This window comes from Variovorax sp. P2_H12 (assembly GCF_056403395.1).
Map to the genome: position 1 here is coordinate 36,829 of NZ_JBFUFO010000046.1, position 6,628 is coordinate 43,456.

The 6,628-nt window shown below is 66.1% G+C and carries 7 protein-coding genes; 3 read left to right on the plus strand and 4 right to left on the minus strand.

What is annotated here, in order from left to right; genetic code table 11:
- Positions 1-63: 63 nt before the first annotated feature.
- Both pqqA and AC1DYK_RS29420 read right to left on the minus strand, forming a co-directional pair.
- Positions 64-234, minus strand: coding sequence for a pyrroloquinoline quinone precursor peptide PqqA (gene pqqA, locus AC1DYK_RS29415; RefSeq protein WP_478169523.1), 171 nt, complete (start codon positions 232-234; stop codon positions 64-66).
- Between the two features lie 168 nt (positions 235-402).
- A complete protein-coding gene (locus AC1DYK_RS29420; RefSeq protein WP_478169524.1) occupies positions 403-2,532 on the minus strand; it encodes a sigma-54-dependent Fis family transcriptional regulator in 2,130 nt (709 codons plus the stop codon).
- Positions 2,533-2,893: 361 nt separating this feature from the next.
- Here AC1DYK_RS29420 and pedF point away from each other — a divergent pair, with 361 nt between their 5' ends.
- Positions 2,894-3,319, plus strand: a complete 426-nt coding sequence (pedF, locus tag AC1DYK_RS29425; RefSeq protein WP_478169529.1) for a cytochrome c-550 PedF — start codon at positions 2,894-2,896, stop codon at positions 3,317-3,319.
- Between the two features lie 9 nt (positions 3,320-3,328).
- The gene (locus AC1DYK_RS29430) at positions 3,329-4,171 is read left to right on the plus strand and encodes a substrate-binding periplasmic protein (protein ID WP_478169525.1); all 843 of its coding nucleotides are present in this window, start codon (positions 3,329-3,331) and stop codon (positions 4,169-4,171) included.
- A gap of 22 nt (positions 4,172-4,193) precedes the next feature.
- Here the strand turns inward: AC1DYK_RS29430 and AC1DYK_RS29435 are convergent, their stop codons facing one another.
- Positions 4,194-4,601 carry a DUF779 domain-containing protein gene (locus AC1DYK_RS29435; RefSeq protein ID WP_478169526.1) on the minus strand — a complete coding sequence of 136 codons (408 nt, stop codon included), beginning with the start codon at positions 4,599-4,601 and terminating at the stop codon, positions 4,194-4,196.
- Positions 4,602-4,612: 11 nt separating this feature from the next.
- Positions 4,613-6,133, minus strand: a complete 1,521-nt coding sequence (adh, locus tag AC1DYK_RS29440; RefSeq protein WP_478169527.1) for an aldehyde dehydrogenase — start codon at positions 6,131-6,133, stop codon at positions 4,613-4,615.
- 262 nt (positions 6,134-6,395) lie between these two features.
- Here adh and AC1DYK_RS29445 point away from each other — a divergent pair.
- The coding region (locus AC1DYK_RS29445; RefSeq protein ID WP_478169528.1) for an acetyl-coenzyme A synthetase N-terminal domain-containing protein at positions 6,396-6,628 on the plus strand (233 nt) is incomplete at its 3' end.

Genomic DNA, 6,628 nt, shown 5'->3' on the forward strand with positions numbered 1-6,628 from the left:
GGAGGGAAGATTCGGGCCGGCGGCGGGGCGACGGGAGGCCGCCCGCCACCGGCTTGCGAGGGGTCAGCGGTGCGAGATGTACATCGTGATCTCGAAGCCGAAGCGCATGTCTTCAAACGCGGGTTGCGACCATTTCATGGAGTCTCCTTCAGAGCAGAACAGGCCCAGGCGGAATTGCCTTTGGCGCCTGTGCTGTTTCGCAAATCGCATGCCTGCGGCGGCAGGGTGCCGCATGGGCGAAAAGACTCGGGATTGCCCCTATTTCGAAGACGTCGGAGGGCGGGAATGGGACGTCGGAAGGGCCCTGGAGGCCGATGCCGGGGTGGAGTGTTCCAGGGTGGTACAGCGCCGTGCGACGGCGGTACAGGGTTGTCCCTTAGGACCGTCGTGCGCTGGCGCGCTTCACTTGGCCCAGCGAAGCTTCCGATAGATCGTGTTGCGGCTGATGCCCAGCTGCTTCGAGGCAACCGAGATGTTCCCGTTGGCGGCGGCAACGGCGTTGCGGATCAGCTCGACTTCCGACTCGCCGAGCGTACGGGGCGCAGCGGCCTCGGTCATCGCCGGCGACGGTGCGGGCGTGACGGTGGGCGGCGCCGCGCGCTCGTCGGGCACGGGCGCGAAACGGACAGGGGCAGCGTCGAGCGCGGGCGGCGCGACCGGCATCGCCACGAACGCCACGGGCTCCGGTCGCTGGACTGCGCATCGCACATCCTCGAGGAAGTCATCCGACAGATGGTGCTCCGCGATCTCTCGTTCGCCCGCGGCCATGACGGATGCCGTGCGCAGGACGTTCGCAAGCTGGCGCACGTTGCCCGGCCAGGGGTAGGCCTGGAACAGCGACATCACCGCCGCGCTGATGTCCGGTGTGCCATGCGGGCACTCGGCCAGCAGGATCCGGCGCGCCACCACATCCAGGTCGTTGCGCTCGCGCAGCGCGGGCAGCTTCACCACCAGGCCGTTCAGGCGGTAGTACAGGTCTTCGCGGAACGAGCCGGCCTCGATCATCTCGCGCAGCTTGCGGTGCGTCGCACCGATCACCGCGATGTCGACCGGAATCGACTTGAGACTGCCCAGTGGCGTCACGTTGCGCTCCTGCAGCACCCGCAGCAGACGGGCCTGCAGGGCCAGCGGCATGTCACCGATCTCGTCGAGGAACAACGTGCCGCCGTTGGCCTGCACGATGCGTCCGACCGATCCCCTGCGGCGAGCGCCCGTGAAGGCGCCGTCTTCATAGCCGAACAGCTCGGCCTCGATCAGCGACTCGGGAATCGATGCACAGTTGACGGCCACGAAGGGCTGCTTGGCGCGGTTCGAATCCTGGTGGACCGCGCGCGCCAGCAACTCCTTGCCCGTGCCCGTCTCACCGAGGATCAGCAGCGGAATGTCGCGGTTGATGACGCGTTGCACCTTCCGGACCAGCGCACCGATCTGCGGGTCGCCCGTGTTCAGGTAGTGCAGGCCCGAGAACAGCGTGCCGTCGGCGGAATGCGCCGTGTCGCCGGCCAGCGAGCCCGAGCGCTTGCCGCTCTCGGCCCCGGCCGCCCTGCGCTCGACGGCCACATCGGTGGCTGACGGCGACAACGTCGGCTCCAGGAGCACAGACCGCTGTGGCCCGTTGAACCGCGCGTTGACATGAAACTGCCGCCCGCCGGCCAGGCTCAGCGTCATCGGCACGGGCAGGGGCGTGCGGAAGTGATCGAACACGGCTGAAGCGGTCGTGCCGAACAGGCTGGTGAGACTGTGCATGCGCAGCGCGGCGCTGCTCATGTCGAGCTGGTCGAGCGCGCTGCGATTGGCTCCGAGGATCTTGCCGTCCGCGCCGACCACGATGATCCCCTCGAGCAGCGTGCCGATGAACTCCACACGGCTATGGAAGTGCAGGCGCAACCGGTTGCCATAGTCGTCGGACAACCACTGGTTCTCGATCATGCGCGCTGACATGCGGACCAGGCCCATCGTGTGCTGATGGTAGGAGCGCTGGTCACCGGTGACGTCGAGGACGCCGAGCATGTTGCCACGCGGGTCGAAGATGGGTGCCGCCGAGCAGGTGAGGAAGTGGTTGGCGTGGATGAAATGCTCGCCGCCGTGGACCACGGTGGGCGCCTCCTCGAACAACGCGGTGCCGATCGCGTTGGTGCCCTTGGAGTGCTCCGCCCAGTTCACGCCCGGCGTCAGCGCGACCTTGTCGGCGCGCTGCAGGAACTTGTCGTCGCCGACGGAATGAAGGATGGTGCCCGTCATGTCGGCCAGCACGATCATGCTCTCGGTGTTCACGATCTGCTCGAAGAGCATTTCCATCACGGGTGCGGCGTGGGTGAACAGGCGCTGGTTTCGTTCGCGCGCCACGGTGAGATCGCTGCGCATCAGGGGCTCGAAGTCGGGCCTTTCCATGCGGGTCAGGCCCAGGGCTGCGCAGCGTTGATGCCACTGCTCGATCAGCTCCGTTCGCGCCGGCTGCGGTGGGACGGGCAGCACTGCAGGCGTGGTCCAGGTCTTGGCGGTCGCGGCCAGCGCACGGTGGTTGTCAACCATTTGTCTGTCTCCTCTGCTTCTAGGCGAGCAGGTTCTCTCGTTCGAAAAACATCGTGGGATCGGCCAATGTGTTCCGTTTTGATACATCGGAAGCCGACCCTCGCTGTCACACGTCGGCTGCCAGACGACAAGGATGCCACATGACGGAGCTTTCCACGCAATTTGTGTACCCGCTTGCAACAACTCCGAGTGGCACGGCGTTTGCGGATCTGGTCATGTTTCTACTTATGCACGAACGGAGACTGACATGACGAGTTTCGATCCGAGCGCCGGGTGGCGGCTGGGCAGCCTGATTCGCAGGAAGGCAACGTGGGGTTGGGCGGGCCGAAAGGCCGGCGTGCTGCTCGGTGCAGCCATCTGCATGGCCGGCGCCACCGTGGCGTGGTCGCATGGCGACGTGACGCCACAGGCCGTGGACACCAGCGGACTGCCCGGACTGGGCAAGGAATGGCGCCCCGAGAACCCCTATCGCGGCAACGCGCCGGCCATCAAGATCGGCACCTCCGCCTACAACCAGAACTGCGCGCGCTGCCATGGCATCGAGGCGATCTCCGGCGGCATCGCGCCCGATCTGCGCAAGATCGACAACGACTGTGCGGCGCTGAAGGACGCCGCCAAGAAGGCCGCGTGCATCAAGGAGATGGACGACTTCTTCCTGACCACCGTACGCCACGGCCGCACGCGCAACGGTGCGGTCTACATGCCCCCATTCGAAGGAGTGATGAGCCAGGAGGCCATCTGGTCGATCAAGGCCTACCTCGAGACCCGTCGCGACAAGCCGATGTAGGGGCCGACCATGCACGCCTCTCCACCGTCGCGCCGCGACTGCCTGCGCTGGCTCGGTGCAGCCGGCCTGGCGGGTGCGCCGCTTGTCGCGCGCGCCTTGCCGCTGGACCGCATTCGCGCGCGCGGGACGCTCGTCGTCGCGATCTACAAGGACATGCCGCCATTCCATGACGACGGCATGGGCATCGACGTCGATCTGGCGCAGGCGCTGGCGGACACGCTCGGCGTCAAGCTGTCGATGCTGCCCTTTCACGCCGATGAAAACATGGGCGACGACCTGCGCAACATGGTGTGGCGCGGGCACTACCTGGGTTTTGGCCCGGCCGACGTGCTGATGCACGTGCCGGTCGACAAGCCTCTCATCGACGAGACGCCACAGGCCACCATCTTCGCGCCGTACTGTCGCGAGCGCGTCGTTCTGGCACGGCAGCTCGACCGCCTGCCGCGGCTCGATCGATTCTCGGACCTGGGCGATGCGAAGGTGGCTGTGCCCGGCCAAACGCTGGCCGGCTGGTTGATGATCGGCGCCGAAGGCGGAGCCTATCGCAACCAGCTCACCACGCAATGGAAGGACGGGACCGCGGCCGCGCATGCCCTCCAGCGCGGCGAGGTGGCCGCTGCCGCGGGTCTTGCGTCGGAGATGGAGTCGGTGCTGCGCGGCGACGCGCGCTTTGCGATCGCGCCCCTGCCTTCGCCGCGCGCCCCACGCAACGGCTGGGCGGTGGGCATGGCGGTGAAGAAGGACGCGACCGACCTGGCGCAGGCACTGCAAGCCGGTATCAACGACCTCGCCGGCAGCGGGCGACTGCGCAGCATGTTTGAACGCGCCAACGTCGCCTGGCTGGCGCCGTGAAAGAAACAATGCGCGGGTCCGGCTACGGCCGGCCCTGTGCTTCCAGCGCCTGCCATTCGGCGTCGTCGTAGAGCCGCGAGCGCGTCAGAAAGCGCAGGCCGGTCGGACGTTCCAGCGAGAACATGCCGCCGTTGCCTGGCACCGCATCGATGATCAGGTGCGTGTGCTCCCAGTATTCGAACTGGGATCGACTCATGTAGAAGGGCGTGCCCGCAATCTCGCCGAGGCAGATGTCGGCATCGCCCGTGATGAACTCGCCCAGGGCGAAGCACATCGGCGCGCTGCCATCGCAGCAGCCCCCCGACTGGTGGAACATCAACGGGCCATGCTGCGCGCGCAGACGCTCGATGAGCGCCTGCGCGGCCGGCGTCGCGGACACGCGACCCACCGGCCCGATGGCCGGCGCGTGAGGGTGCGTGCCGGGCGACATGGGTCGCTCGCTCAGAAGAAGCCCAGCTTGTTCGGGCTGTAGCTCACCAGCAGATTCTTGGTCTGCTGGTAGTGGTCGAGCATCATCTTGTGGTTCTCGCGGCCGATGCCCGACTGCTTGTAGCCGCCGAAGGCCGCATGGGCCGGGTACTGGTGATAGCAGTTGGTCCACACCCGGCCGGCCTGGATGCCGCGGCCCATGCGGAAGGCACGTGCGCCGTCGCGGCTCCACACGCCGGCGCCCAGGCCGTACAACGTGTCGTTCGCGATCTCGAGGGCCTCCTCCTCGGTCTTGAACGTCGTCACCGACACCACCGGCCCGAAGATCTCTTCCTGGAAGATGCGCATCTTGTTGTGGCCCTTGAACACGGTCGGCTTGATGTAGTAGCCCGACGCCAGCTCGCCGTTCTTCAGGTTGCGCTCGCCCCCGGTCAGGCACTGGGCGCCCTCCTGCTTGCCGAGGTCGATGTACGAGAGGATCTTTTCCATCTGCTCCTGCGAGGCCTGCGCACCCAGCATGGTGGCGGTGTCCAGCGGGTGGCCCTGCGTGATCGCCTCGACGCGCTGGATCGCGCGTTCCATGAATCGGTCGTAGATGGATTCCTGGATCAGCGCGCGGCTCGGGCAGGTACACACTTCGCCCTGGTTCAGCGCGAACATCGCGAAGCCTTCCAGGGCCTTGTCGAAGAAGGCGTCATCGGCCGCAAGCACGTCCTCGAAGAAGATGTTGGGCGACTTGCCGCCGAGTTCCAGCGTGACCGGGATCAGGTTCTGGCTGGCGTACTGCGAGATCAGCCGGCCGGTGGTCGTCTCACCGGTGAAGGCGATCTTGGCGATGCGCGGGCTCGACGCGAGTGGCTTGCCGGCTTCCAGCCCGAAGCCGTTGACGACGTTGAGCACGCCTGGAGGCAGCAGGTCGCCAATGATCTCCATCAGCACCAGGATCGAAGCGGGCGTCTGTTCGGCCGGCTTCAGCACGATGCAGTTGCCCGCAGCGAGTGCCGGCGCCAGTTTCCACACCGCCATCAGGATCGGAAAGTTCCACGGAATGATCTGGCCCACCACGCCGAGCGGCTCATGGAAGTGGTACGCATAGGTCTCGTGGTCGATTTCGCTGATGCCGCCCTCCTGTGCCCGCACGCACGATGCGAAATAGCGGAAGTGATCGATGGCCAATGGCATGTCGGCGGCCATCGTTTCGCGCAGCGGCTTGCCATTGTCGAGCGTCTCGGCCACGGCCAGCGTCCGCAGGTTCTGCTCCATGCGGTCGGCGATCTTCAGCAGGATGTTGGCGCGGTCGGTCGGCGACGTGCGGCCCCAGGCGGCCTTGGCCTTGTGCGCGGCATCGAGCGCCGCCTCGATGTCCTTCGCGTTCGAGCGCGGGATGCTTGTGAAGGGCTGACCGGTCACCGGCGTCAGGTTGTCGAAGTACTGCCCGTCGATCGGCGCGACCCACTGGCCGCCGATGTAGTTGCCGTACTGCTTCTTGTAGGGGTTCGCAAGGCCGAGGTTGCGCATTTCTGCCATGTCCATGAAATCATCTCCGTTGAAGTTGAGGAAGGAACGCATGGACTGTCCCGCAATCGGCGGGCCAGCACGTGCCAGGCGATCCAAGTCGTTGTCAGGAAATGGCTTTTGGATTGGAGTGCTCCACATCGGCGTGACCGCGTTGTGCCAGGTCCTGTGCCGAAGCGGAGCAGGTGTTGCAGATTGAGCCAGTGCCGGGCTCGCGAGCCTGGGCATCGATCTTGCGCGTTCGTCCGACTCCAATGCCCGAAGGAAGAGAGATGAAGCAGTGACGACGAACACATCGAAGACCATCGAATCGGTCTTGATCGAAACCCGCGTGTTTTCCCCCGATGCCCGCGCCACCCAGGGCGCGCGCATCGCCAGCATGGCGGCGTACGACGCCCTCTGCAAGGAGGCCGCGGACGACTTCGACGGCTTCTGGGCCCGCCAGGCGCAAGCCAACGTGGTGTGGACCCAACCCTTCACGCGCACGCTCGACGAATCGAATGCGCCTTTCTA

What these genes read in the sequence shown, in the direction of transcription:
- pqqA (WP_478169523.1), bottom strand. Translation starts at nt 234, where the DNA reads ATGCGGCACCCTGCCGCCGCAGGCATGCGATTTGCGAAACAGCACAGG.
- AC1DYK_RS29420 (WP_478169524.1), bottom strand. Translation starts at nt 2,532, where the DNA reads ATGGTTGACAACCACCGTGCGCTGGCCGCGACCGCCAAGACCTGGACC.
- pedF (WP_478169529.1), top strand. Translation starts at nt 2,894, where the DNA reads ATGGCCGGCGCCACCGTGGCGTGGTCGCATGGCGACGTGACGCCACAG.
- AC1DYK_RS29430 (WP_478169525.1), top strand. Translation starts at nt 3,329, where the DNA reads ATGCACGCCTCTCCACCGTCGCGCCGCGACTGCCTGCGCTGGCTCGGT.
- AC1DYK_RS29435 (WP_478169526.1), bottom strand. Translation starts at nt 4,601, where the DNA reads ATGTCGCCCGGCACGCACCCTCACGCGCCGGCCATCGGGCCGGTGGGT.
- adh (WP_478169527.1), bottom strand. Translation starts at nt 6,133, where the DNA reads ATGGACATGGCAGAAATGCGCAACCTCGGCCTTGCGAACCCCTACAAG.